Here is a 26,446-nt window from a genome sequence, read left to right on the forward strand (position 1 = left end):
CTTGAAGTGATGGACTGCCAGGTTGGCCAGCGCACTATTCTAGGCGCTAAATACGCGCTGACTCCATCCACTCTACACGCTGGCTTCACCCCAGCGCGCCTGTGCCCATCCGCAGCTGCAAGCCACTAAATGCCTAAAGTATTTTGGTTAATCGGCCGAAGCCACTAGGCTATCGCCCTGCAGGCCTTATGGATATCAACCTGCGCGGCTTCATTTCGACCGTCACTTACCCGAGAAACTTGCACGTGATTGCAGCCTTACGCGTGTTGCTGTTGTTGCTCCTGCCCAGCCTGAGCCAGGCGGGTGTGCTGTCTCTGACCACGACGGAGCAAGTCGTGCTGCCGGGGCCTTTCATGCAGGTCTGGCATGATCCGCAGAAGCAGGCAACTATAGATGATGTACGCAGCCTGCCAGACTCGGCCTGGCAACCGGTTGCCCGCCGCGATGCCAGCTTCGGCTATAGCGGTAACGCCTACTGGCTACGCCTGCAACTGCATAACCCCGAATCCCGCAACATGGACTGGGTACTGCTGATCGCTAACCCGCTGCTGGACTATCTGGATGCCTATGGCCTGGATGGCGAGCGGGTCTACAGCTCTGGCGATCAGCGCCCATTCGCGGCGCGCTGGATCGAACACCGGCAACTGCTGCTACCACTACACCTGGCCGCCGGGGAAAGCCGCGAGCTGATCCTGCGCATGCAGACCGAAGGCTCGGCCAACCTCAGCGCCAGCCTGATGACCAGCGCCACCTTCGACCGCCATGAACAACGCATGCTGCTCCTGCAAGGGCTGTTCTTCGGCGCGCTGGCGGCGATGCTGGTCTATAATCTGTCGATCTTCGTCATCACCCGTGACCGCGACTACCTCTGGTACAGCCTGTTCGTCGCCAGTTTCGGCGGCTACCAGTTCATCCAGCTCGGCTTCGCCCTGCAATGGCTCTGGCCGCAATCGCTTGACTGGCACCAGCTGAGTTTCCCGCTCAGTTCGGCAGTAGCTACCTTGTTCGGCATTCTGTTCACCCATGGAGTGCTCGACCTCAGGCATGCATCGCCGCGCTACACCCAGGTCGTGCGCGTACTACTGGGTTTCACCTGGCTGGTCATCGGCTTGTCCTTGCTCGCCCCCTATCGAGTAGCACTGCTCGGCGGTTTCGCCCTGGTCATCGTCTGCGCCGCACTCGCCTGCCTGTTCACCCTGCTGCGCTGGCGAGAAGGCTATAAACCCGCCCGCCTCTTCGCCATCGGCTGGTTCGTACTGATCAGCGCCAGCCTGTTCAGCATCCTCAGCGGCACTGGCTTGATCGCCAACTCGTTGCTGACCCTGCACGCGCAACAGATCGGTGGACTGATCGAGCTGGTGGTTTTTTCCATCGCCCTGGCAGTGCGCATCCGCCAGGCGCAGAGCGCCCAACGCCTGGCCCAGGCGCAACTGCTCGCCCAGGAGCAACAACTGAGCGTGGAACAGGCCAAGGGCCTGTGCCTGCAACGACAGCTCAACGAGGGCTTGGAGATCCGCGTCAAGGAACGCACAACGGAACTGGAACAGGCCCTGAAGGCGCTTTCCGGCGCCCACCAGCAACTGTCCGAGCTGAATCGCCGGGACAGCCTGACCGGCCTGTTCAACCGCCAGACCCTTAACGACGAATTGCACCGAAGCCTGGCCCAGGCCGTGCGCAGCCAGCGCCCCATGGCCATCCTGATGATGGACCTTGACCACTTCAAGCAGGTCAACGACCGCTATGGCCATCTGGCCGGCGATGCCTGCCTGCACCACGCTGCCCAACGCCTGCAGCAACGCTTGCGCGCCGGTGACCTGCTCGCCCGCTTCGGCGGCGAAGAGTTCGTCGTCGTACTGAACGATACCGATCAGGCCGGCGCTCATGACCTGGCGGAACAACTGCGCGCGGATCTGGCCCGCCATCCCTGCACCTATCAAGGCCAGACCATCGGCCTGACCATCAGCATCGGCGTGTGCGCCGGGCTACCCGACAGTGCGGACAGCGAACAGCTACTGCAGCACGCCGACCAGGCTCTCTATCAAGCCAAGGCGGCCGGCCGCAATCGCGTAGAAAGTTATGAGGCCAGCTTGCTTGACGAGGTCTGACGCAGCGCAGCCAATAGCTGCATAACCGCCTGCACCAGCTGCGGGTCAGACAAGACCCGCTGATGCCCGCCCTGCTCGAGACGCAACAGCCGGCTGTCGAACCAGGCCTCATGGATCGCCTGTGCTTCGCTATACGGCACAACCGGGTCGTCTGCGGCGTGCACGATCAAACCCGGAAAATCCAGCTGGTAGCGCGCCACATCGAGGTGCCCGGCCGGCATCCCAGCCTTTTCCTCGACCAGACGGATAAAATGCGCCCGCGCCTGGGCAGGCAAGCCCATATAGCGAGCGAAAAGCCGCAGCATGGAGAGAATTCGGCTCGGCGCCGCGATGCTGACCACCGCCTCGGCACGCAAGCCCATCTGCGTTGCCAGCAAGGCGCTGGCGCCCCCCATCGAATGGCCGATCACTGCTTGCAATGGCGGCAATTCACTGGCGGCCTCGAGTAAGGCGCGGGCGAACACCACCACATTCGCCTCCCGCCCTGGCGAGCGCCCATGCGCCGGGGCATCCAGGGCGACCACGGCATACCCGGCCTGCACCAGCGCCTTGATCAGCTCGGCGAACTGGGTCGGCCGGCCTTCCCAACCGTGCATCAGCAACACCGTCGGCCCACTGCCCCAGCGCAATGCCGAAAGCCCGAAACGCAGGGTGATGCGCTCGGCCTGAGTCAGTAGCGGCAGCTCCCAATCGCGGGGCGGCAACTCGCGCGGCGTCATGAACTGGCGACGCATCTTGCTTGCCACTACCTGCGGCGCCACCCAGCCGACAGTGGCATTGAACCCACGAACCCAATTCAGATTGCTCATTACCCTTCTCCTCAAACGATCGCCGACTTGGCGGCACGCAGAACGCGGTCAGACAACTCGCCGGGACCCAGCGCCCGCGCCAGCGCCAACCCCCCAACCATCAAGGCGATATCGGCAAGCACACGGGAAGCGTCCTCAGGGCTTGCCGACAACTGCGCCACCATCAACTCCAGATGCTCGGCCAAGGCCGTGCGAAAGCCCTCGGGCAGACGCGTCAGCTCGCCCAGCGAACTCGGCAGCGGGCAGGCTTGTTCGGTAGCATCGCGGTGCTTGCGTGACAGGTAGAACGCCGCGATCAGTGCCCGCCGCTCGTCGGCCGGCAGATCGCTGTCCATCTGCTTAATCAACTCGCGGCGCTGGCCGAGCAACTGCCTGAACGCCTCCAGCATCAGCGCATCCTTGCTCTCGAAGTGCGCATAGAAGCCACCCACGGTCAGCCCGGCAACGCCCATCACCTCGCCGACACTCGGCTCGGCGGGGCCGCGCTGCACCAACGCGGCACTGGCTGCAGAAAGAATGCGTTCACGGGTTTGGGCTTTCTTGTCGTTCATACTCACCTCCAAAATATTACGGTTGAAATATTATGCTCGTAATAAATTTAAGCAAGCAGAAACCCTTACCGTTGGTCGGGGTAGTTGATTGGAAGGAAAGTCGGAGCAAAAAAACAAAAGGGCCATTCCGTAAAGAATGACCCTTTAAAAGTCCCGCAGAGCGGGAAAAATGGCGTCCCCTAGGGGACTCGAACCCCTGTTACCGCCGTGAAAGGGCGGTGTCCTAGGCCACTAGACGAAGGGGACGAAACCTTCGAAAAACAAGGCCAGCTTACGCTGGCCCGTGGCAGTGTTATGACTGCTAAATTTGGTGGAGATAAACGGGATCGAACCGTTGACCTCTTGCATGCCATGCAAGCGCTCTCCCAGCTGAGCTATACCCCCAGATTTATCGCCTCGCGGCTCACAACTCCCAACGGAGCTGCTTTTTAAATAGTGGCGTCCCCTAGGGGACTCGAACCCCTGTTACCGCCGTGAAAGGGCGGTGTCCTAGGCCACTAGACGAAGGGGACGCAAATACCCTTCAAAACTCAGCCAACACGAATGCTGACTGTGGCAAGCCTTTCGGCTTTGAGATTGGTGGAGCTAGACGGGATCGAACCGTCGACCTCTTGCATGCCATGCAAGCGCTCTCCCAGCTGAGCTATAGCCCCATCTCAAGGACGGGGCGCATGTTAAGAGCACGCCCCCCTACTGTCAACAAAATTTTTACCTATAGCTGCTTTCTTTATGCTGACAGAACAACCACTTACCCTGATCTACCAGCAAAATCGCGATCAGCCGATGAACGTCAGCAGCTTTTCCCACTCCTTATTTTCCTTCTTCGACACCCCACCGAGCAGCTCGATGGCCTGGCGCAGGCGGAAACGGGTGAGGTCCGGGCCGATAATTTCCATCGCATCGAGTACCGATACCGAGCTGGCCTGACCGGTTATCGCAGCGAACATCAACGGCATGGCGTCGCGCAGCTTCAATTCAAGATGCTCGACTACCGCCTGGATGCAACCGGTGATCTTGTCCTTTTCCCACTGACGCAGCGCCTCCAGCTTCCACAGGATCAACTGCATGACCTGACGCACCTGATCCGCCGACAGCTTCTTGTGTTCGAACAGCTTGGCGTCGGGGTTGACGCCACCGGCGAAGAAGAAGCTGGCCAGCGGAGCGATCTGACTGAAAGTCTCGACCCGCCCCTGCACGTGCGGGGCGATCTGCATCATGTAGTCCGAGTTGAATGCCCACTGCTGCGCGCCCGCGGCAAACGCCTCGACGCTCAGTTCACGCATCCACTGACCATTGAGCCAGGACAGCTTCTCCAGGTCGAAGATCGGCCCGCCCAGAGACACACGCTGGATATCGAAATGCTCGATCATCTCGTCGAGGCTGAACTTCTCACGCTCATCCGGCATCGACCAGCCCATGCGCCCAAGGTAGTTGAGCATCGCCTGCGGCAGGAAACCCATGCGTTCGTAGAAGGTGATCGAGGTCGGGTTCTTGCGCTTGGACAGCTTGCTCTTGTCCGGGTTACGCAGCAGCGGCATGTAGCACAGTTGCGGCTTGTCCCAGCCGAAGTATTCGTACAGCAGGATCAGCTTGGGAGCCGACGGCAGCCACTCTTCACCGCGCAATACATGGGTGATACCCATCAGGTGATCGTCGACCACGTTGGCTAGGAAGTAGGTCGGCAGGCCATCGGTCTTCATCAGCACCTGCATGTCCATGCGATCCCAGGGAATCTCGACCTCGCCTCGGAGCATGTCCGGCACCACGCAAACGCCTTCGGTCGGCACCTTCATGCGCACCACGTTAGGCTCGCCGGCTGCCAGGCGCGGCTGCACCTCCTCCGCTGACAAATGCATGCAGTGGCCGTCATAGCGCGGCGTCTGCTTGGCTGCCATCTGCTCGGCGCGCACCTGATCCAGGCGCTCGGCGCTGCAGAAACAGTGGAAGGCGTGGCCATTTTCCACCAACTCGGCGCTGTACTTCTGATAGATATGCCCGCGTTCGCTCTGTCGATACGGGCCGTGCGGGCCGCCGACATCCGGGCCTTCGCTCCATTCGATACCCAGCCAGCGCAGGGCGTCGTAGATCTGCTGTTCCGACTCGCGGGTCGAGCGCTGCTGGTCGGTGTCCTCGATACGCAGAATGAATTCACCACCGTGCTGACGGGCAAAGCACAGGTTGAACAAGGCGATATAGGCAGTGCCTACGTGCGGATCGCCGGTCGGCGATGGCGCAATACGGGTGCGGACGGTGGTCATGGCGAGTCTCGAAGAAGTGAAGCGAAAACCGATTAAGACGGCGATATTAACAGCCCCGGCACTGCCGGCTCCAGCAGCCGGCCACCTTGGAACGGCAGACTATTCATCAGGAAATCGAGGAAGGTTTTCACCTTCATCGCTTGGAACCGCCGGGAAGGATAGACCGCATACAACTCGCCAACCGGCAATCGAGCCTCAGGCAACAGCTCGACCAACCGCCCCTCCTGCACCGCGCGCTCACTGATCATGACCGGCAGGCCGGCAATTCCCGCCCCCGCTAACGCCGCTTCACGGGCAAACGTAATGTTGTTCGAGGTCAAGACCCGCTGGCACGCGATGGTTTCGCCGAGCAGCGGCCAGTGACGCGGCGAGTCATGCGGCAACAGAATCGCCCGATGCGACGCCAACTCGGCGACTGTCTGTGGGGTGCCATGCAGGGCCAGGTAGTCGGGGCTGGCGCACAAGGAGCGGTTGGTCTCGAACAACTTGCGTGCGATCAGCGTGGAGTCCTGTGGCTGGCCGACCAGGATGACGATATCCACAGCCTCCTCGACCGGATCGACATGCCGCGAAGTCAGCTCCACTTCGGCGGTGATTAGCGGGTACTGGCGCATAAAATCGCCAAGCACGCGACCGAGAAACAGCTGACCAAATTCGATCGGCGCAGTGATGCGCAGCAAACCGGATGGCTCCTGCTGTAGCTGCATGACCGCCTGCTCGGCCTCGGCGAAATCGAGCATGATCTGCCGACAGCGCTCGTAATAGGCCTGACCGACTTCGGTCAGGCGCAGCTTGCGCGTGGTGCGATTGAGCAGGCGTACGCCGAGGCGTTCCTCGAGCAAGGCAATGCGTCGACTGACCGTGGATTTTTGCATGCCCAGCCCCAGAGCGGCATGGGTGAAGCTGTGGCACTCGACTACACGAGTGAAGATCAGGGCATCATCAAGACCCATTATTGTTCCCCATAAGCAACAAAGCTTATGAATTTTAGCCTTACAGACTCCAAAGAAACACTGTTAGATTCACCGATGCCATGTTGTAACCACCCTCTTGCCCGAGCTTCGAGCGCCTGCCATGCCTGCCCAACTGCAACGTCGCCTACTTATCTTCCTGGTCGTACTCGGCCTCATCACTGCGGCCTTCTCCGCCCGCTGGCTGCTCGTCGGGCGCTATCTCGAAAGCACCGACAACGCCTATGTCCAGGGTGAAATCACCCGCGTCTCCAGCCAGCTTGGCGCGCGCATCGTCAAGGTGTTGGTGGGTGATAACCAGCATGTACAGCAGGGCGAGTTGTTGCTGAAACTGGAAAGCGCTGACTTTGAGCTGGCGCAGCAGCGTGCTCAGTCCGTCCTCACCACCCGCCAAGCCGAACGGCTTCAGGCGCAGAGCAAACTGAGCCAGCAGGCCAGTCTGATTGCCGCCAGCCAGGCTGGCGTAACGGCCAGCGAAGCCATCCTGGAACGTACCCAAATCGATTTGTCACGCGCGCAAACCCTGCGCAAACCCGGCTATGTCTCCGAGGAACGGGTGACCACCCTGGCGGCCGATAGCCGCATCGCGCGTTCACAGGTGAGCAAGGCCCAGGCGGATCTACAAGCCGAGCGCCAGCAGGTCAACAGCCTGCAAGCCGAGATCAAACGTCTTGACGCGCAGATCGCCAGCGCCCGCGCCGACCTGGCCCAAGCACAGCTGAACCTCTCGCGTACCGAGGTCCTCGCACCCATCAGCGGTTTTATCGGCCAGCGCGCCGCACGCAACGGTCAATACGTGCAAGCCGGGGCCTATCTGCTGTCGCTGGTACCGGATCAGGACATCTGGGTTCAAGCCAACTTCAAGGAGACCCAGATCGGGCGTATGCGACCCGGACAAAGCGCCGAACTGACTTTCGACAGTTTCCCCGACACCCCCATCGAGGCCCGGGTCGACAGCCTGTTCGCCGCCTCTGGCGCACAGTTCAGCCTGCTGCCACCGGATAACGCCACCGGCAACTTCACCAAGGTGGTGCAACGCTTCCCGATCAAACTGACCTTCGCCGTGGACAACCCGCTCCAGGGCCTGATTCGTCCCGGCATGTCGGTAGAGGTCAAGGTCGACATCCAGACCGATCAACAGCATGGCGGCTGATGCGCTGATTCGCCCGACTGGCGAACCCAGCCGGCGCGACTGGATCGCGGTGATGAGCGCCCTGCTCGGCGCCTTCATGGCGGTGCTGGACATCCAGATCACCAACTCCTCACTCAAGGATATCCAGGGTGCGTTGTCGGCCACCCTGGAGGAAGGCTCGTGGATCTCCACCTCCTACCTGGTTGCCGAAATCATCATGATTCCGATGACGGCCTGGCTGGTCCAGCTCCTCTCCGCGCGACGCCTGGCGGTGTGGGTGTCTACGGGATTCCTGGCCGCCTCACTGCTCTGCTCGATGGCCTGGAGCCTGGAGAGCATGATCGTGTTCCGCGCCCTGCAGGGTTTTACCGGCGGCGCACTGATCCCCCTGGCGTTCACCCTGATCCTGATCAAACTGCCCGAACACCATCGCGCCAAAGGCATGGCACTGTTCGCCCTGACAGCGACCTTCGCTCCATCCATCGGACCGACCCTGGGCGGCTGGCTAACGGAAAACTTCGGCTGGAAATACATCTTCTATATCAACGTGGTGCCCGGCCTGTTGATGATTGCCGGGCTGCTCTACGGTCTGGAAAAAAAAGCGCCGCACTGGGAGCTGCTGAAAACCAGCGACTATGCCGGCATTCTCACCCTCGGCCTGGGCCTGGGTTGCCTGCAGGTGTTTCTTGAGGAAGGCCATCGCAAGGATTGGCTGGAGTCCAACCTGATCGCCGGGCTCGGCAGCATCGCGGCGATCAGCCTGGTGCTGTTCATCATCCTGCAAGTGTCACGGCCCAACCCGTTGATCAACCTCGGCGTGCTGCGCGAGCGCAACTTCGGCCTGGCGGGCATTTCCAGCGTCGGCCTGGGTATGGGCCTGTACGGCTCTATCTATGTGCTGCCGTTGTATCTGGCGCAGATCCAGGGCTACAACGCCCTGCAGATCGGCGAGGTGATCATGTGGATGGGCATTCCGCAGCTATTCCTGATTCCCCTGGTGCCACTGCTGATGAAAGTGGTCTCGCCGAAGCTGCTCTGCGCCCTGGGTTTCGCCCTGTTCGGCGCCGCCAGCTTCGCCTCCGGGGTACTCAACCCGGACTTCGCCGGGGAGCAGTTCAATCATATCCAGATCATCCGCGCCCTCGGCCAGCCGCTGGTGATGGTGACCATCTCGCTGATCGCCACCGCCTACGTGCTGCCGCAAGATGCCGGCTCGGCCTCGAGCCTGTTCAACATCCTGCGCAACCTCGGCGGCGCCATCGGCATCGCCCTGCTCGCGACCTTGCTCGACAGCCGTGCCAAGGTCTATTTCGACTACCTGCGCGAGGCCCTGGTGCCGAGCAACCCGCAGGTCGCCGAACGTCTGGCGCTCCTGAGCGAGAAACTCGGCAGCGAGCAGGCGGCCTTGGCCAAGCTCAGCGAGATCACCCATCAGCAGGCGGCGATCATGGCCTACAACGATGCCTTCCACTGCATCGGTATCGCCCTCGCCATCAGCATGCTCGCCGTGCTGCTGACCAGGCGCTTACCCGCCGGCACGACCGGTGGCGCGGCACACTAGCTATTCAGCGCAGATCGCCACGCAACGCTGCCACCTGTGCCTGCAACAGCTGCCGATCGGCCTGCTCGGCGCCGAGTGGTGCGCCCGCCACCAGTTTGATCCGCGACCACAGGCGCCTGAACAAGCGCTTGTGCGGATCTCGACTGAAAAAGCTGCCCCACAGACCTTGCAGCGCCATGGGAATCACCGGCACCGGGTTTTCTCCGAGGATGCGCTCGATACCGCTCTTGAACTCGTTGATCTGGCCATCAGCGGTCAACTTGCCCTCCGGGAAGATGCACACCAACTCGCCGTTACGCAGGTACTCGGCAATCTTCTTGAACGCCGCGTCGTAGATCAGCAGATCCTCACTGCGCCCGGCAATCGGCACGGTGCCGGCGGTGCGGAAGATAAAGTTGAGCACGGGCAGGTTGTAGATCTTGTAATACATGACGAAACGCACCGGCCGACGCACCGCACCGCCGACCAGCAGGGCATCGACGAAAGACACGTGGTTGCACACCAGGACCGCGGGACCTTCCTCGGGAATCGCGTCCAGCCCCTGATGCTCGACCCGGTACATCGAGTGACCGAGCAGCCAGATCAGGAAGCGCATGCTGAACTCGGGGACGAGTTTGAAGATGTAGCTGTTGACCGCGACATTCATCAGCGCAATCGCCAGGAACAACTGCGGAATCGACAGCTCGGCGACGCTGAGAAACAGGATCGAGACAATCGCCGAAACCACCATGAACAGCGCGTTGAGGATGTTGTTCGCGGCAATCACCCGCGCCCGCTCGTGTTCCGCGGTGCGCGACTGGATCAGCGCATACAGCGGCACAATGTAGAGACCGCCGAATAAACCGATACCGAGAATCGAGGACAGTACCCACCAGGCCTGGCCGTAGCCCAGCACCGTCAGCCAGTCGTGGGCCTGGATGCCCTGCGGGAAGCCACCCGAGTGCCACCAAAGCAGCACGCCGAACAGGGTCAGGCCGATCGAGCCGAACGGCACCAGGCCGATCTCCACCTTATGCCCACTCATCCGCTCGCACAGCATCGACCCTAGCGCGATGCCCAGCGAGAACACGGTGAGAATCAAGGTCACCACACTCTCGTCGCCGTACAACCACTGCTTGGCATACGCCGGGATCTGGGTCAGGTAGACCGCCCCGAGAAACCAGAACCAGGAGCTGCCCACCAACGAGCGCGAGACCGAAGGACGTTGTTCGGCCAGGCCCAGGCGCATGATGCGCCAGGATTGGCGGAAGATGTTCCAGTCCAGCATCAGCTCCGGCAGCGCCGCATGGGCGCGGGGAATGCCACGACTGGCCAGATAGCCGAGCACCGCCACCGTCACCACTGTGCCGGCGACCAGGCTGGCATAGCCGCTGCTGGCCATCATGATGCCGGCGCCGATGGTGCCGGCGAGAATGGCCAGGAAGGTGCCCATCTCGACCAGGGCGTTGCCACCGACCAGTTCCTCTTCGCGCAGGTGCTGCGGCAGGATCGAATACTTCACCGGACCGAACAGCGCCGACTGGGTGCCCATGCAGAACAGCACGGCGAGCATCAGCGGCAGGTTGCCCAGCAGCACCCCAGCGGCGCCGGCCAGCATGATCAGGATCTCGGCAAACTTGATCGCCCGGATCAGGCTGTCCTTGGCGAACTTCTCGCCGAACTGCCCGCCGAGCGCGGAAAACAGGAAGAACGGCAGGATGAACAGCAGCGCGCAGAGATTGACCAGCAGACCGCTGTCCGCACTGGAGCTGAGCTTGTAGAGGATGGCGAGGATCAGCGACTGTTTGAAGATGTTGTCGTTGAAGGCGCCGAGCAACTGGGTGAGGAAAAACGGCAGGAAGCGCCTGGTACCGAGCAGGCGGAATTGCGAGTGTTGGGTCATCGTCCATGTACCTGGCATTAGGGCCGTGCAGGGCCGGGAAATCCGCGGGCGCCTCGGCGCCCGTCCAGCATTGGACTGCAACAGGCCGCAGCAAAGCCACAACGATCGACGATTTTTGCCAGGCGTTCGGCAAAACCGCCGCAGCGGTGGTGAACATATCGTGCACCGTCGCGGCGCTACCTCCAGGCGTGCGCAGCGCAACGCCGCAGCGGGCGTTGTTTCACAAGCGCTTAGAGCGGCAACTGGCCCATGGCCCAGCGCAACAGGAAGAACACCAACAGACCGCCGCCGATGGTCGCCAATAAATGCCGGGTGATGGCGGCGATGGCGATAGTCGCCAGCCCCGCCCACAGGTAGGCATTGTCCAGGCGCAGCGCCCAGTGCTGGCCATCCGGCAGCAACATGCCCGGCAGCACGATGGCGGTCAGCACCGCGGTCGGCACAAAGTGCAGGCCCTGGCGAACCAACGGCGGGAAGCGCAAATCGGGAAAGGCGAACAGGCTGTAGCGGATCGAAAAGGTGATCGCCAACATGCCGAGAATTAACCACCAGTTATCCATCAGGCCAGCTCCTCTTCGACCCGTTCATTGCACCGCTCCAGCAGTACGCCCACGACAATCCCGCTGAACGCGGCAGCCAGCAAGCCGAGCTTGTACGGCCAGGCATGACAAGCCAGCGCCACCGCACCGGCCACCAGCGCCGCCGCGACCTGCGGCCGATTGCGCAACATCGGTACGACGATGCCGATAAAGGTCGCCAGCATGGCGAAGTCCAAGCCCCAGGCGGCGAGATTCGGCACGCGCTGGCCGAACAGCACGCCGATCAGGGTGCACAGTTGCCAGTTCAGGTACATGGCCAGCGCCGCGCCGAGAAAGTACCAGTGCTTGTGCGCCGAGCTATCCGCAGCGGTGTAGCGCTGCAGCACCACCGCGTAGGCCTCGTCGGTCAGCCAGAAGGCCAGCGGCATGCGCCAACGCTTGGGCAGATGGCGGACGTAGGGTTGCAGGCTGGCGCTGTACAGGGCGTGGCGCAGGTTGACCACCAGGGTGGTGAGCAGCAACACGGCAAGGCCGGTACCGGCGCCCAGCAAACTGATGGCGATGAACTGCGCCGAACCGGCGAACACCAGCAACGACATGCCCAGCGTCTGCCATGGGCTCAGGCCGGCGGCCCCGGCCAGGCTGCCGAAGATGATGCCGAAGGGCACGGCGCCGAGCAGCATCGGCAGCATGTCGCGGGCGCCCTGGGCGAATTCGTGTTGACGGGACATGGAGCCTCCTTGGACTGCGCAGGTTACAGCGCGGTTCGAGGACGGTCTTGAACGATCTTGCGCAGTGGCTCGTGAGGGACAGGCAATGTCGCAGAAGCCCTTCCCTGCGCGGTGCTGCACTTCTGTGGGAGGGGCTTTAGCCGCGAACCAACCAGGCGGTATTGCGGACGCTGCAGTTTGCGGCCGAGACCGCTCCCACACTGGCCGAGGGTTGGCATCAGTGACCGGCGCCACTGATGCGCACGGCACCCTACCCAGGCCACCCGCTACAGGCTTTGCGGTATGCGCCCGGCCCGACGCCATAGGTCTGCTTGAACTGCCGACTCAGGTGGCTTTGATCGGCGAAGCCCAGTTGCATGGCCACGCTCAGCGGCGCACAGCCGTTTTTCAGCAAAGCGCGCGCCTGCTCCAGCCGGCGCTGCATCAACCAGGCGTGGGGCGGCAGGCCGGTGGCGCGGCGGAACACCCGGGCGAAATGGAAGGGTGACAGGTTGACCGCCTGGGACAGCGCTTCCAGCGACGGCGGCTCGGCGAGCTGGCTGCTCAGTAATTCCTTGGCCCGCGCCACGGCCCGCGGCTCGTGCCCTGGCGCGCGGCCAGCCGGAATCCGCGCATGGCGCTGGAACAACGCCAGAATCGCCTCGCGCCAGGCGGTCTGCTGCTGCAAGGCACTGGCTCGGCTGTCCAGCAACCGATGCAACTCAGCGAACATGCGGTGCAACTGCGGGTCGTGCAATACGCTGTCGGCAAACGACGGTAGGCCACCCGCATCCAGTCCCAGTTCGCTCATCACCCCGACGATCTGGCGGTTATCCGGGTAGAAACCGCGGTAGCGCCAACCCTGCTCATGGGCCTTGGAGCCGGTGTGCAGTTCATCCGGATTGATCAGCACCATGCTGCCGACCGGCGCCAGGTGGTCGCCGCCACGATGCCGGAAAGATTGCGCGCCGTGCTCGATCACCGTGAACACGAAACCCTCATGCACATGCGGGTTAAAGCGTTGTTCGATGTAGTGGGCATGCAGCAGCTCGACCCCGCGCAGCTCGGGCGACGTCCAGAAGCGGGTGCGCTCAACCTCAGTCGATGGCATAGATCAGCCGCTGAAACGCGCCTCCAGCTGTTGCTTGAGCGCCGGCCACTGCTGATCGGTGATGCTGTACAGCACGCTGTCATCCAGCCGCCCGTCGGCCAGCCGGCGATGATTGCGCAGCACGCCCTCGCGCTGGGCACCGAGCTTTTCGATCGCGCGCTGCGCACGCAGGTTGCTGGCGGCGGTTTTCAACTGCACGCGCACCATGCGCCAGTTCTCGAAGGCGTGGCGCAGCATCAGGTACTTGACCATGACGTTCAGGCCGGTGCCGTGCTGGCTGTGATCGAGCCAGGTCCAGCCGATCTCGGCGGCGGGCAGCGCCGGCATGAAGTCGCCGAAACGGGTGGTGCCCACCAGTTGCTCGCCGAGGCGAATGACAAACGGCAGCGCCTTGCCCTCACGCTGATCGAGCAGGCCCTGGCGGTACCAATCCAGGCGCTGGGCGCCGCTCATGTGGATCAGCTCCTGGCGATTGGCTTCGGCCAGGGCGACCAGCGCCGGAATATCGGCATCGAGCATCGGTTCGATACGCAGCGCGCCGCGCTGCAGGGTAATCAATTGCGGCTTGAACATGGGGTCCCTCCTCCGACTAGACGCAAGCGCGCCACGCTAACAGGGCAGACGCCCGGCCACAATTACCAAGCGCTAGCAGCCGAGTTGTTTTCGCCCCGGCCTGCGACCTTAGTCGCGCCTGACGGCACGGCACTTTACTGCGACACTGCTGAGGATTCATTTGAAGTATGGTCTCGTCTCGAAGGGGCTGTGGTCAGCACCTGAATTAAGACCGGGCAAGTCCCATATAGTTTGCTGTCGGAGTACCCATGTCTTTGTCCAGCGGGCTGATCGCTGCGGTCGCCTTGATCTATATGACCATTCTCTTCGCCATCGCCTTCTATGGCGACCGGCGCCGCGCGCCCTTGCCGCCGCGCATGCGCGCGTGGGTCTATAGCCTGTCGCTGGCGGTCTACTGCACCAGCTGGACCTTCTTCGGCGCGGTCGGCCAGGCTGCCGAGCAGCTCTGGTCATTCCTGCCGATCTACCTGGGGCCGATCATCATCATGCTGTTCGCCCCCTGGGTGCTGCAGAAGATGGTGATGATCAGCAAAGAGGAGAACATCACCTCCATCGCTGACTTCATCGCGGCGCGCTACGGTAAATCCCAGGCCCTGGCGATAGTCGTAGCCCTGATCTGCCTGGTGGGCGTGCTGCCCTATATCGCCCTGCAACTCAAGGGCATCGTGCTCGGGGTCAACCTGCTGATCGGCGCTGGCGCCGACTCCACGGGCACCCGCGCCCAGGACACCGCGCTGATCGTATCGCTGGTCCTGGCACTGTTCACCATCCTGTTTGGCACGCGCAATCTGGACGTCACCGAGCATCACCGCGGCATGGTGCTGGCGATCGCCTTCGAATCGATTGTCAAACTGCTGGCCTTCCTCGCCGTCGGCGCGTTCGTCACCTACGGCCTCTATAACGGTTTCGGCGATCTGTTCGAGCAGGCCCGCAACACCCCCGCACTCGACGAATTCTGGGCCGAGGCGGTGAACTGGCCGGCGATGATGACGCTGACCGGCATGTCGATGATCGCCATCATCTGCCTGCCGCGACAGTTCCACGTCACCGTGGTGGAAAACATCGAGCCCAAGGACCTGCGCCTGGCCCGCTGGGTGTTCCCCGCCTACCTGGTGCTGGCCGCGCTGTTCGTCGTACCTATTGCCCTGGCCGGGCAGATGCTGCTGCCGGCCGGCGTGACGCCAGACTCCTTCGTTATCAGCCTGCCGCTGGCCCAGGCGCACCCGATCCTGGCCGTGCTGGCCTTCATTGGCGGCGCCTCGGCCGCCACCGGCATGGTCATCGTCGCCTCGGTGGCGCTGTCGACCATGATTTCCAACGACATGCTGCTGCCCTGGCTGTTGCATCGGCAGAACACCGAGCGGCCGTTCGAGGCCTTCCGCCACTGGATGCTCACGGCACGCCGGGTGAGCATCGTGCTGATCCTGCTGCTGGCCTATGTCTGCTACCGCCTGCTCGGCTCCAACGCCAGCCTGGCGACCATTGGCCAAATTTCGTTCGCCGCCATCAGCCAGTTGGCACCGGCGATGTTCGGCGCCCTGGTATGGAAGCAGGCCAACCGCCGCGGCGTATTTGCCGGGATGGCCCTCGGCGCGCTGATCTGGTTCTACACCCTGATCATGCCGCTGGTGGCGCGCAGCGCCGGCTGGTCGCTGGACAGCCTGCCCGGCCTGCAAGCACTGCTCTACGCGCCGATCGGCTTCGCGGTCGACCCCCTGACCCGCGGCGTGGTGCTGTCGCTGGCCGGTAACTTCCTGCTGTTCGTCTGGGTGTCCTACTTCTCCCGCACGCGGGTTTCCGAACACTGGCAAGCCGGCCGTTTCATCGGTCACGACTTCGGTGTCAAACCGAGCAACCGCAGCCTGCTGGCGGTCCAGGTCAACGACTTGCTGATCCTTGCCAGCCGCTTCGTCGGCGCGGAGCGCGCACAACAGAGTTTTATCCGCTGTGCCCACCGCCAGGGTCAGAGCTTCAACCCCAACCTGCCGGCCAACAGCGAGTGGATCGCCCACACCGAACGCCTGCTCGCCGGCGTGCTCGGCGCCTCCTCGACCCGGGCGGTGGTCAAGGCGGCCATCGAAGGACGCGAGATGCAGGTCGAGGATGTGGCGCGCATCGTCGACGAAGCCAGCGAGGTGCTGCAGTTCAACCGCGCCCTGCTGCAAGGGGCGATCGAGAACATCACCCAGGGCATCAGCGTGGTCGATCAATCGTTGCGTCTGGTGGCCTGGAACCATCGGTATGTCGAGCTGTTCGACTACCCGGACGGCCAAGTCTACGTCGGCCGGCCGATTGCCGAGCTAATCCGCTTCAACGCCCAACGCGGTCTGCTCGGCGCAGGTGACATCGATATCGAAGAGAGCGTTGCCAGGCGCCTGCACTGGATGCGCCAGGGCACCGCGCACAGTTACGAGCGCACCTTCCCCAACGGCCGGGCGATCGAACTGATCGGCAATCCGATGCCCGGCGGCGGCTTCGTCATGAGCTTCACCGACATCACCGAATTCCGCGAGGCCGAGCGGGCGCTCAAGGACGCCAACGAAGGCCTGGAACAGCGGGTTGCCGCACGCACCCATGAACTGTCACAACTGAATCAGGCGCTGACCGAGGCCAAGAGCGTGGCCGAGGCGGCCAACCAGTCGAAAACCCGCTTCCTCGCTGCCGTCAGCCACGACCTGATGCAGCCGCTGAACGCCGCGCGACTGTTCTCCGCGGCGCTCTCCCACCAGGAGGAAGCGCTGCCGCACGAGGCCAAGGAACTGGTGCGCCACCTGGACAGCTCGCTGCGTTCGGCGGAAGACCTGATCAGCGACCTGTTGGACATCTCGCGTCTGGAGAATGGCCGCATCACCCCGGACCGCAACGCCTTCGTTCTCAATACCCTGTTCGATACCCTGGGCGCCGAGTTCAAGGTACTGGCCGCCGAATGCGGCGTCGACTTCCGCCTGCGCGGCAGCCGCCTGCGCGTGGACAGCGACAGCAAACTGCTGCGCCGGGTGCTGCAGAACTTTCTCACCAACGCCTTCCGCTACGCCAAGGGCCGCGTGTTGCTGGGCGTGCGCCGCTCAGGCGGGCAACTGCGCCTGGAAGTCTGGGACCGCGGCCCGGGGATCCCGGAAGACAAGCGCAAGGTGATCTTCGAGGAATTCAAGCGTCTGGACAGCCACCAGACCCGCGCCGAAAAAGGCCTCGGCCTCGGCCTGGCAATTGCCGACGGCCTGTGTCGGGTGCTCGAGCACAGGCTGGAGGTGCGGTCCTGGCCGGGCAAGGGCAGCGTCTTCAGCGTCACCGTGCCGCTGGCCCGCACCCCGCTGGCCAAACCCAAGCCGGCCAACGCCGAACTCAATGGCCAGCTGCTGACCGGCAGCCAGGTGCTGTGCATCGACAACGAGGACAGCATCCTCACCGGCATGCACAGCCTGCTGTCACGCTGGGGCTGCCAGGTATGGACCGCGCGCAACCGCCTGGAATGCGAACACCTGCTCAGCGAGGACGTCCGCCCGCACCTGGCCCTGGTCGACTACCACCTCGACGAAGGCGAAACCGGCACCGAGTTGATGGCCTGGCTGCGCACCCGCTTAGGCGAGCCGGTGCCCGGCGTGGTGATCAGCGCCGACGGCCGCCCCGAAGTGATCGCCGAAGTCCACGCCGCCGGCCTCGATTACCTGGCCAAGCCGGTCAAGCCCGCAGCCTTGCGCGCCCTGCTCAGCCGCCACCTGACGTTGCGCTAGGCTGGCCGCGGGAACCGCTCGCGGCTGAAGCCCCTCCCACAAGATGCAACGCGTTTTCCACGCGGGGGCGGCTTCAGCCGCGATTGCCAGTGGCCGCGACACTCATCCACTGACCTGCAGCAATATCAGGCGGTGGCGTACAGCTAGACTGCCACCACCAAGCCCCGATCAAGGACGCAGCATGCCCGAGGCGCTCGACACCCTAGTGAATTTCGCCAGCGCGCTGGCGGCTGGCCTGCTGATCGGCGCCGAACGCGGCTGGCAGGAGCGCAACAGCGAGGACGGTCGCCTGGCTGCCGGTATCCGCACGTTTGCCTTGACCGGCTTGCTCGGTGGTTTCGCCATGCTGCTCGGCGAGCGCTTCGGCGTGGTCGCCTGGGCGGTCGTCTTCATCGGTTTCGCCGCGCTGGTACTCGCCTCGTACTTCGGCGACCTGCTGCAAAGCGGCGACAAGGGCCTGACCAGCGAAGTCGCAATGCTGATCACCTTCATCCTCGGCAGCCTGGCAGTCGCCGGACATCCTCCGCTGGCCGCTGCCGGTGCCGTGGCGGTGGCACTGCTACTGAGCCTCAAACGCACCCTGCACGGCGCCCTACGCCAACTCAACGAGGCGGAACTGTCGGCCGTGCTGAAACTGCTGTTCATTTCCCTAGTGCTGCTGCCAGCCCTGCCCAACCAGGGCTACGGCCCCTGGCAGGCGTTCAACCCCTATGTCACCTGGTGGATGGTGGTGTTGATTGCCGGTCTCGGCTTTGCCGCCTATGTGGCAATCCGCCTGGTCGGCACCCGCCATGGCCTGCTGATCACCGCGCTGCTGGGCGGCATCGTCTCCTCCACCGCGATGACCGTCACCCTCGCCCGCCTGAACCAGCAGCGCGGCCTGCACGCCATGCTGGCCTGCGGCCTGCTGGCGACCTCGGCCCTGATGTTTCCTCGCGTGCTGCTGGAAGTCGGCCTGATCAATGCCCAATTGCTGCCGCGCCTGCTCTGGCCATTGGGCGTGGCGGCCCTGGTCTATGCCGGGGGCGCGCTGGTCTATTTTCGCCTGGCCGGCAGCCTGTCGGAGGAAAACGCCGAACCAGCCCTGAAGAACCCCTTCGAGCTGGGCTCGGCGCTGCGATTCGCCGCGCTGCTGGTGCTGATCCTGTTTCTCGCGGAAGGCGCACGGCGCTGGCTTGGCGATGCTGGCGTGTACCTGGTGGCGCTGTTCTCCGGACTGGCCGACGTGGACCCCATCACCCTGACCCTGGCACGCAGCGCCAAAGCCGAGCTGGCTCCGCAGGTCGCGGTGCACGGCATCTTCCTCGCGGTCCTGAGTAACAGCCTGATCAAGGGCTTGCTGATCGCCCTGATCGGCGGCCGTCAGCTGGCCCTGCGGACCCTGCCGGTAATGGCCGCTGGCCTGCTGACGGGTGCGACGGTGTTGCTGCTGGTTTGAGAGCGACCGGGTTCCGTAGGCACAGTGGGAACGCCTAGTCGCATGCCGACGACCCGTGGTACGGCAACAATCTTCGCGGCCATGGGCCGCTCTCATCAAAAAAATATAACTCATTGTTTTATATATAAAAATTAAATACACACAAAGCCCTAATGAAATGGTTACCCCCGCCTACCCGGTGATCGTGCATTACGCTTCACCGGGTACCTATTGGAGGCCATTGCCATGAAACCTGCAGCGATTGTCAGCATTGATTTGGGAAAACAGACCTTCCACGTAGTCGCTCATGATGAGCATGGGCACGAGCTTCATCGTAAGAAGCTCAGCCGCAAGACATACCCCAAGTACTTTGCCAACCTTCCACCCTGCATCGTGGCAATGGAAGCCTGTGGCGGGTCGCATTTCATGGCCCGAGAGATGGTCAGGTTCGGGCATCAGCCCAAGCTGATCGCGGCTCAACACGTGCGACCCTACGTCAAAAGCAACAAAAACGACTACGCCGACGCTGAGGCTATTTGCGAGGCGGCGGGCCGTCCCAGCATGCGCTTTGTGGCGCCCAAGTCCGAGGCGCAGCAGTCGCTCGCGATGCTCGGTGCAGTGCGTGAAAGTTACATCAAGGACCGCACTGCTACTTCCAACCGCATCCATTCGATGTGTCTGGAGGTCGGCATCGGCCTGTCTCCCGGATACAAATCGATCAGGGAATTGCCTGTTGTGCTTGAAGATTGCACCTTTCATCCGGCCATCAAGTCGCTGCTGATGGAGCTGCACAGCCACTTCATCTACCTGGACCAGAAGCTCAAGGTCATGGATCGACAGGTCGAATGCCAAGCCGCTGAAGATGACCTGGCTCATCGTTTGATGACGATCCCCTGCGTTGGCCCGGTCATCTCCACCGCCCTGGCTGCGGAGTTGGGCGATGGTCGTCAATTCAAGTGCGGGCGGGACTACGCCGCCTCGATAGGGCTTGTGCCCAAACAGCACACTACCGGCGGCAAGCCGGTGCTGCTGGGTATCAGCAAACGAGGAGATCGAAATCAGCGACGACTGCTGATCCAGTGCGCTCGGGTCTACCTGATAAACCTGGAGCGACAAAAAGGCCAGTTGGCAGACTGGGTCCGCCAACTGTTAAGCAGCCATCACGCCAACAAGGTAGCGTGTGCGCTGGCCAACAAGATAGCGCGTATCGCCTGGGCGATAGCCGCAAACCACCGCGAATATGATGCAGGGCCAAGCGCGATGAACGCCTGACCCTGCTGTCACCCAAGCACCACCCACCTGGTTTTGCGATGCTGGATAACTGATGACGTGAACGGCCAACCGGCCCGACGAAGACCCTGGGCTCCTACGAGGCTTCTTGAAGCCGTCCCCCTATTAAAGGATCGTCGGGCGCGATTTTCATCAAGGCGCGGGCATACACCCAGACGCCGGATAGATTGACGCAAGCCAAACACGCATCGCATTCAGTATTGCAGAAAAGGGGGTAACCATAGATGTAGGAGCGGGCCATGCCCGCGAAACCCATCGTGGGCATGGAACTGGGCGTCCCCCCCGCGCCTACAGGTACCCACAAGCCGACAGACACCATTGCCTCCAGTTTGCTGCGCGACAGCGCGGCGTCTGGACGACGGGGGATCTCCTACGCAACCTCGGTGTTTCGCACGCGCGTCTTGCGACAACCCTGCTAGGCGGCGCTGCGCCCTACTCAGCCGCCTCATCCAACACCGCCACCCCTGCCGCCTGTTCGAGCAAATCGGGCGGCAGGCTCTTGCTCGCGCGGGCGCCGAGCAGCTTGAGGTTTTCCACCCGACTGATGATATTGCCGCGACCGTCGCAGAGCTTGTTGCGCGCCGCGGCATAGGCCTTGTCCAGCTGCTGCAGGCGCGCACCGACTTCATCCAGATCCTGGATGAACGCGACGAACTTGTCGTACATCGCCCCGGCGCGTTCGGCGATCTCGCGAGCGTTCTGGCCTTGCCGCTCCTGGCGCCAGAGGCTGTCGATCACCCGCAGGGTCGCCAGCAGGGTAGTCGGACTGACGATCACGATGTTCTGCTCGAAGGCCTCCTGGAACAGGCCGGTGTCGGCCTGCAGCGCAGCGGCGAAGGCCGCCTCGATCGGCACGAACAACAGCACGAAATCCAGACTGTGCAGCCCTTCCAGGCGCTGGTAATCCTTCAGCGACAAGCCTTTCAGATGACCACGCAACGACAGCACATGCTGTTTCAGGGCCTGCTGCCGGGTTGGCTCGTCTTCGCCGGCGACATATTGCTGATAGGCCGTCAGGCTGACCTTGGCATCCACCACCACCTGCCTGTCGCCGGGCAGCTGGATCAGCACATCGGGCTGGAAACGCTGGCCGTCGGCGCTCTTCAGGCTGACCTGAGTCTGGTATTCACGGCCCTTCTCCAGCCCGGCATGTTCCAGCACCCGTTCCAGCACCAGCTCGCCCCAGTTGCCCTGGGTCTTCTGCCCTTGCAGGGCACGGGTCAGATTGGTCGCTTCATCGCCCAGTCGCTGATTGAGTTGCTGCAGCCGCTCAAGCTCCTTGCCCAGCGAGAAGCGCTCGCGGGCTTCCTGCTGGTAGCTCTCCTCGACGCGTTTCTCGAAGGACTGGATGCGTTCCTTGAGCGGATCGAGCAACTGGCCGAGCTGCTGCTGGCTGGTCTCGGCGAAGCGCTGCTCGCGCTCGTCGAAGATCTTCCCGGCCAACTCGGCGAACTGCGCACGCAGCTCATCGCGCGAGCCTTGCAGGTCGTCCAGGCGCTGCTGGTGGCTACCCTGCTGCTCGCGCAACTCGGCACTCAAGGCCGCGCGTTCGGCGCCCAGGCGACGCAGTTCGGTTTCCTGTTGTTCACGCTGCTGTTGCCAGGCCAGGGCGGCCTCGCGGGCGACCTGCCGCTCGTGCTGCAGCAGTTCGGTCTCGCGCCGCTTGGCCGCCAACTCGGCTTGCTGGTCGGCCTTGATCTCGCTGATCTCGGCGAGCTCCTGGCGACATTCATCGAGCTGTGCGCCCAGGCCAGCCTGAGCCAACTGCGCACTGCTCAGGCGCTCCTGCAAGAGGCTGGATTCGAGTTGCGCACTGGCCGCACGCCGCTGCAGCGACCAGGCCAGCGCCAGCAACGGCAAGCCCGCAGCGGCCAAGCCGAGCAGCAATGCAGGTAGCTGGAAAGGTAAATCGATTGGCATAAGAGGCTCCGCGCAAGATTGCCGGGCAGTATACCCAGCCCGGCCCCACGCAGAACGCTCAGGCGGGGATCAGGGGCCGGTCAGCAGTTGCTTGGCTTCAGTCGAGCCCTGTGCGGCTGCCAGCTCCAGCCAGTGCCGCGCCTGCAACGGTTCATTGCGACGCGGCTGGCTGTACAGCCGCCCCAGCTCCAGCTGGGCCTGGCGATCGCCGGAACGTGCGGCCTGGCGCAGCAATTCGAAGCCGATACGCCGATCGCGGGTGTTGCCACAGTCGCGGCAGAGCAATTGCCCCAGCCGGCTCTGGGCCAGCACCACACCCTGACGCGCTGGCTGCTTGAGCAACTGGCCGGCGAAGCGTTTAACGCTTGGCGCATGACCGAAGCGCGGGCTGTCCAGCAGCCAGAGCGCAACGCGCATCAGCAAGCGAGGACTGACGGGGGATGTTGCAGCGGATAAACGAGGCAATACGCGTGACATAAGAAGCAGCTGTAGCGGGAAAGGCGGGCACTCTACTCCTTTTTTCGCCGAGGTAAAGCCCCGATAAACCCACTCGAGAGCGGGCTAGAACAAAGGCTTGCGACAATCCACAGAAGCTGTGGATAACTCAGTGGATAACATGGGAGAAAGACGCCTGATCGCCTATGCTATGGGGCCTGAGGTCAAACTGATGATTTTTTCACCAGCGCAAAAAATTCATATTTTTCATTGACTTAAAAAAATCTTATAAAGAATCAAGGATTTACATCAATCACAAATTCAGCCTTGACAAGGCGCAGCGAAATTGTGCAAAAGTTTTTCTGCCGGACTGCCTAAGCGCCTTGTTTAGGCGCATTTTCCGGCCAAGACGCACGCCTCAAGCGGTCTTACACGACAAGTAACGCCACTTCCCGGGACGCCACTCGCCCAGAGTCTTCAGACCGGGAAAATATTGACCGCCACTGCCCCGCTATAACCACGCCTGACAGCAACTCTTTAGCTATTTACCAAGTATTTTCATGCATATAGCAGCTAAAAACCGGGTATCGCCGGCAATAGGGTCAACCCTGCGACATGGCCTGCCCCGCCTCGCCCTGGCGCGACAACGCTGGCCAGCTCATCGCAGCTGCGACTGATAGTCGCGGCCCCACCCACCGCAATAGCCGTGGGCCGCCATATGGACGATGGCGAGCACGCCAGTTTATCAACGACCCACCAGTGGCTGATTGGCAGCCCCAGGCTCATGGGTTAACGTCCAGGCAGCGCCCTGCCTTACCACAATGGAAATGTACTCATGATCAGCCGGCGTTCCGGGCTGCGAATCATCAGCGTGCTCATGCTGCTGGTACTGCTTGGCGGTTACAGCTACTTCAGTTGGCTGCGCCTGCTCGAGCGTCACGCGATTCACCAACTCGACTGGCAGGGAGCACGTCTGTCGCTAACCGGTATCGGCCTGGCTCGCCTCGACCTGGAGCAGCGCGACAGTACCGGCAGCACCCAAGTCACTGCGCAAGATCTGCACCTGAGCTGGCAGCAATTCAGCCTGACGCCGCCCTTCTGGCAGCATGTTCGCCTCGAGCGTCTCGCCGTTGCCTGGCAGCCCGCCGCACAGGATAACCAGCCGGAGCCCACTGCTACTGCGCCCGATCTGCAGCAACTGGCCGCAGCGCTGGCCTGGCTGCCACTCAGTCTGCGCATCGAGCAGCTCACTGCCGAACTGCCCTGCCCCGGCGGGCGCTGCACGCTGCAAGGCGACCTGGAACTGAACCAGACGCAAGATACCCCGCGAGCCCTGGAACTGCTGCTCAACCTGCAACACCGCGAGCAACAGCTGGCATGGCGTGCACAACTGCAGGGCGACGCTCAGGCGGCGGACCTGCAACTGACCCTGGCAGTCGACGGACAACGCCAACTGAGCCTGCACAGCAGCCTGCGCACCAGCCCTGCCGGACCGGTCTGGAGCGGCCAGCTGAATGCCCCCGACCTCAGCCAGGCCGTGGCCTTGCAAGACTGGCTCAGCGAGTGGACCCTCGCCCCCGACGCTCGACTGCCCAGCGCCCCGAGCGCGGCGCAACTCTCGGCGACCTGGCAACTACAGCTGGCCTCCGGCGCCCTGAGTCTGCAACAACTGCGCAGCGCCAGTGGCCAAGTCGACGCCAGCGCCACCCTGCCACAACCCTGGCCAATCCCGGGCGCGGGCCAGGTGCAAGGCAGCTTCGGCATCGCCGCCCGCGGCGTCGAGGGCCAATGGTTCGCCGAACGCCTTGAGGCCGACCTGCAGCTGAATCAATTGCCCGCGCCGTGGCTGAGCGAGCTGCCGCCAGCCCTGCGCCCCGACTCGCTGCACCTGCGCATTCAACCCACCAGCCCACTTGCCGAGCTACCCGGCAACCTGGCCGAGCGCTCGCTGCCACTGGCGATCAACCTGACCAGTAGCGGCCCCAGCCAACTCGACCTGCAGGCCACGCTGGCCCTGGCCAACGCACCGCCCTGGGCCGCGCAACTGGGCAAGGCGCAGCTCAAGGTCAGCAGCCCAGGCCTGGCTGTCGGCGACTGGAAACTACGCAACCTGCAAGCCAAGCTGAACTTCACCGGTTACCTGGACAGTCAACAACTGCGCCTCGACCTGAGCAAAGGCTCACAACTCGAACTGGGCCAATTGAGCGGTGCGCAGCTGCGTCTGCTGCAGGTCAGTGCCACCACCCAGGACTTGCAGCTGCAAGCGCAGCACCAGGCCGGCACCGTGCAGGCGTGGCGCCTGCACGGTGCCGCCACACTGGCAAGCCAACGTCTCGAGCACGCGACCCTCAAGCCGCAGGGCTGGCGCTGGCAAGGCACGCTAGCGGCCAGCCAGCAACAGCTCGACCTCAGCGGCCAGGTGTCGGCAGATGCCGATCTGCAGATGGCCGTGCAACTGCAACACAACAGCAGCCAGGGCCTGCAACTGAAGGCGCAGCTGACTGAAGTGTTTCTGCGTGCCGGCAACCCGCTGGCTAAAACCCTGGCTGATTGGCCGGCGCTGCTCGACCTCAACAACGGCCGCCTGACCGGCAACGCCAGCCTCAGCCTCGCCCCGGGCCGCGACTCGCCCGACATACAACTCGGGCTCAACGGCAAAGGCCTGGCCGGCATCTATGACCGCAGCGAACTCAGCGGCCTGGACGCGCGCCTGCAACTGCGCCTGGATCAACGCCAGCTCTATCTCGCCCTGACCGAGCTGCAGCTGGAGCAAGTCAACCCGGGCATGCCTATTGGTCCGGCGCGGCTACGCGGCACCTACAAGGCAGCACGCGCCCATCCGAGCCAGGGCCTGCTCGAGTTGCAACAGGCCCAGGCCTCGGTAATGGGCGGTACGCTCCGGCTCGATCCCGGCCAGTGGGACCTGCAGCAGAGCAAGCAGGTGTTTCCCCTACGGCTGCAAGGCCTCGACCTCAATCAGTTCTTCACCCTCTACCCGGCCGAGGGCCTGGCGGGCAGCGGCCTGATCGACGGCCAACTGCCGTTGAGCGTCAGCCCCGCCGGCATCGAGATCGAGCAGGGCCAATTGTTCGCCCGCGCCCCAGGCGGGCGCCTGGCGTTTCACTCGGAGCGCATCAGGGCGCTGGGCCGCAGCAACCCGGCCATGCAACTGGTGACGCAATCGTTGGAAGACTTTCACTTCACGACACTGAGCAGTCAGGTCAACTATGATCGGCATGGCAAGTTGCTCTTGGCCATGCGCCTGGAAGGGCGCAACCCGGCCATCGAACAGGGCCGCCCGATCCACTTCAACATCAACCTGGAGGAAGACATCCCTACCCTGTTGGCCAGTTTGCAATTGACCGACAAGGTAAACGAGATCATCCAGCAACGGGTGCAGCAGCGTATGCTGGAGCGCAATGCAGCATCCCCCAAGGAGCCTTAATCAAGG

The 26,446-nt window shown here is 63.0% G+C and carries 18 protein-coding genes and 4 tRNA genes; 7 read left to right on the top strand and 15 right to left on the bottom strand.

Going from position 1 to position 26,446, the window contains the following annotated elements; genetic code table 11:
- Positions 1 to 188 precede the first annotated feature (188 nt).
- Positions 189 to 2,105, top strand: a complete 1,917-nt coding sequence (locus VCJ09_RS16105) for a sensor domain-containing diguanylate cyclase (protein ID WP_324731150.1) — start codon at positions 189 to 191, stop codon at positions 2,103 to 2,105.
- Here the strand turns inward: VCJ09_RS16105 and VCJ09_RS16110 are convergent.
- The 8 genes from VCJ09_RS16110 to VCJ09_RS16145 form a co-directional block, all read right to left on the bottom strand.
- Positions 2,075 to 2,914: an alpha/beta fold hydrolase gene (locus tag VCJ09_RS16110; protein WP_324731151.1), complete on the bottom strand. Its 840-nt coding sequence runs from the start codon at positions 2,912 to 2,914 to the stop codon at positions 2,075 to 2,077. The genes VCJ09_RS16105 and VCJ09_RS16110 overlap by 31 nt on opposite strands.
- A gap of 11 nt (positions 2,915 to 2,925) precedes the next feature.
- Entirely contained in the window at positions 2,926 to 3,465 is a 540-nt protein-coding gene (locus tag VCJ09_RS16115) for a TetR/AcrR family transcriptional regulator (protein WP_324731152.1), read from the bottom strand.
- Between the two features lie 170 nt (positions 3,466 to 3,635).
- Positions 3,636 to 3,711: transfer RNA gene (locus VCJ09_RS16120), tRNA-Glu, on the bottom strand.
- A gap of 62 nt (positions 3,712 to 3,773) precedes the next feature.
- Positions 3,774 to 3,849: transfer RNA gene (locus VCJ09_RS16125), tRNA-Ala, on the bottom strand.
- Positions 3,850 to 3,901: 52 nt separating this feature from the next.
- Positions 3,902 to 3,977, bottom strand: a tRNA-Glu gene (locus VCJ09_RS16130).
- A gap of 65 nt (positions 3,978 to 4,042) precedes the next feature.
- Positions 4,043 to 4,118: transfer RNA gene (locus VCJ09_RS16135), tRNA-Ala, on the bottom strand.
- Positions 4,119 to 4,241: 123 nt separating this feature from the next.
- The gene (gene gltX / locus VCJ09_RS16140; RefSeq protein WP_324731153.1) at positions 4,242 to 5,723 is read right to left on the bottom strand and encodes a glutamate--tRNA ligase; all 1,482 of its coding nucleotides are present in this window, start codon (positions 5,721 to 5,723) and stop codon (positions 4,242 to 4,244) included.
- A gap of 32 nt (positions 5,724 to 5,755) precedes the next feature.
- Entirely contained in the window at positions 5,756 to 6,676 is a 921-nt protein-coding gene (locus tag VCJ09_RS16145; protein ID WP_324731154.1) for a LysR family transcriptional regulator, read from the bottom strand.
- 121 nt (positions 6,677 to 6,797) lie between these two features.
- Between VCJ09_RS16145 and VCJ09_RS16150 the strand changes: the two genes are divergently transcribed.
- Together VCJ09_RS16150 and VCJ09_RS16155 are read left to right on the top strand one after the other, a co-directional pair.
- Complete coding sequence (locus VCJ09_RS16150) at positions 6,798 to 7,847, top strand: HlyD family secretion protein (protein ID WP_324731155.1); 1,050 nt, start codon at positions 6,798 to 6,800, stop codon at positions 7,845 to 7,847.
- Positions 7,848 to 7,896: 49 nt separating this feature from the next.
- On the top strand, positions 7,897 to 9,387 hold the full coding sequence (locus tag VCJ09_RS16155; protein WP_324734678.1) for an MDR family MFS transporter: 1,491 nt from the start codon (positions 7,897 to 7,899) through the stop codon (positions 9,385 to 9,387).
- 4 nt (positions 9,388 to 9,391) lie between these two features.
- Here the strand turns inward: VCJ09_RS16155 and VCJ09_RS16160 are convergent, their stop codons facing one another.
- From VCJ09_RS16160 to VCJ09_RS16180, 5 genes are all read right to left on the bottom strand, one after another.
- Complete coding sequence (locus VCJ09_RS16160) at positions 9,392 to 11,269, bottom strand: MFS transporter (RefSeq protein ID WP_324731156.1); 1,878 nt, start codon at positions 11,267 to 11,269, stop codon at positions 9,392 to 9,394.
- Between the two features lie 230 nt (positions 11,270 to 11,499).
- Positions 11,500 to 11,829, bottom strand: coding sequence for an AzlD domain-containing protein (locus VCJ09_RS16165; RefSeq protein WP_079202616.1), 330 nt, complete (start codon positions 11,827 to 11,829; stop codon positions 11,500 to 11,502).
- Positions 11,829 to 12,539 (bottom strand): AzlC family ABC transporter permease, encoded by a 711-nt coding sequence (locus tag VCJ09_RS16170; protein ID WP_079202617.1) that lies wholly within the window; start codon positions 12,537 to 12,539, stop codon positions 11,829 to 11,831. Before VCJ09_RS16170 ends, VCJ09_RS16165 begins: the two co-directional genes overlap by 1 nt.
- Positions 12,540 to 12,789: 250 nt before the next feature.
- On the bottom strand, positions 12,790 to 13,629 hold the full coding sequence (locus tag VCJ09_RS16175) for an AraC family transcriptional regulator (protein ID WP_324731157.1): 840 nt from the start codon (positions 13,627 to 13,629) through the stop codon (positions 12,790 to 12,792).
- A gap of 3 nt (positions 13,630 to 13,632) precedes the next feature.
- Positions 13,633 to 14,202: a GNAT family N-acetyltransferase gene (locus VCJ09_RS16180; RefSeq protein ID WP_079202619.1), complete on the bottom strand. Its 570-nt coding sequence runs from the start codon at positions 14,200 to 14,202 to the stop codon at positions 13,633 to 13,635.
- 248 nt (positions 14,203 to 14,450) lie between these two features.
- Here VCJ09_RS16180 and VCJ09_RS16185 point away from each other — a divergent pair, with 248 nt between their 5' ends.
- From VCJ09_RS16185 to VCJ09_RS16195, 3 genes are all read left to right on the top strand, one after another.
- Complete coding sequence (locus VCJ09_RS16185; protein WP_324731158.1) at positions 14,451 to 17,933, top strand: hybrid sensor histidine kinase/response regulator; 3,483 nt, start codon at positions 14,451 to 14,453, stop codon at positions 17,931 to 17,933.
- Positions 17,934 to 18,114: 181 nt separating this feature from the next.
- Positions 18,115 to 19,371, top strand: coding sequence for an MgtC/SapB family protein (locus VCJ09_RS16190; RefSeq protein WP_324731159.1), 1,257 nt, complete (start codon positions 18,115 to 18,117; stop codon positions 19,369 to 19,371).
- A 225-nt stretch (positions 19,372 to 19,596) separates the two neighbouring features.
- Positions 19,597 to 20,622, top strand: coding sequence for an IS110 family RNA-guided transposase (locus VCJ09_RS16195; RefSeq protein WP_324731160.1), 1,026 nt, complete (start codon positions 19,597 to 19,599; stop codon positions 20,620 to 20,622).
- A 450-nt stretch (positions 20,623 to 21,072) separates the two neighbouring features.
- Here VCJ09_RS16195 and rmuC read toward each other — a convergent pair whose 3' ends face one another.
- Complete coding sequence (gene rmuC, locus VCJ09_RS16200; RefSeq protein ID WP_324731161.1) at positions 21,073 to 22,560, bottom strand: DNA recombination protein RmuC; 1,488 nt, start codon at positions 22,558 to 22,560, stop codon at positions 21,073 to 21,075.
- 69 nt (positions 22,561 to 22,629) lie between these two features.
- Positions 22,630 to 22,977, bottom strand: a complete 348-nt coding sequence (locus tag VCJ09_RS16205) for a tetratricopeptide repeat protein (protein WP_324731162.1) — start codon at positions 22,975 to 22,977, stop codon at positions 22,630 to 22,632.
- A gap of 853 nt (positions 22,978 to 23,830) precedes the next feature.
- Here VCJ09_RS16205 and VCJ09_RS16210 point away from each other — a divergent pair.
- A complete protein-coding gene (locus VCJ09_RS16210) occupies positions 23,831 to 26,440 on the top strand; it encodes an intermembrane phospholipid transport protein YdbH family protein (RefSeq protein WP_324731163.1) in 2,610 nt (869 codons plus the stop codon).
- The last annotated feature ends 6 nt before the right edge of the window (positions 26,441 to 26,446 follow it).

The sequence above is a fragment of the Pseudomonas paeninsulae genome (assembly GCF_035621475.1).
GTDB lineage: Bacteria > Pseudomonadota > Gammaproteobacteria > Pseudomonadales > Pseudomonadaceae > Aquipseudomonas > Aquipseudomonas paeninsulae.